Here is a 354-nt window from a genome sequence, read left to right on the forward strand (position 1 = left end):
CCAAAATGCCACACACCACCACTGTACCGTATGCGAATCTTTGCACCCAACCATGTGGTGGCCAAGTCCCGCTTCTGGTACTTTGTGTCACAGCTGAAGAAGATGAAGAAGTCATCCGGGGAAATTGTGTACTGCGGACAGGTGTTTGAGAAGTCACCCCTGCGTGTGAAGAACTTTGGCATCTGGCTGCGCTATGACTCCCGCAGTGGCACACACAACATGTATCGGGAGTACAGGGACCTGACCACTGCTGGTGCAGTCACACAGTGCTACCGAGACATGGGTGCCCGACACCGTGCCCGTGCCCACTCCATCCAGATCATGAAGGTGGAAGAGATTGCAGCTGGCAAGTGC

At 54.8% G+C, this 354-nt stretch carries 1 protein-coding gene; it reads left to right on the forward strand.

What is annotated here, in order from left to right:
* Nucleotides 1-57: 57 nt before the first annotated feature.
* Nucleotides 58-354: eL20 family ribosomal protein (locus RWK90_RS17260; protein WP_396230357.1), on the forward strand; the 297-nt coding region annotated here is incomplete at its 3' end.

The sequence above is a fragment of the Dietzia sp. CH92 genome (assembly GCF_032248695.1).
Lineage (GTDB): Bacteria > Actinomycetota > Actinomycetes > Mycobacteriales > Mycobacteriaceae > Dietzia.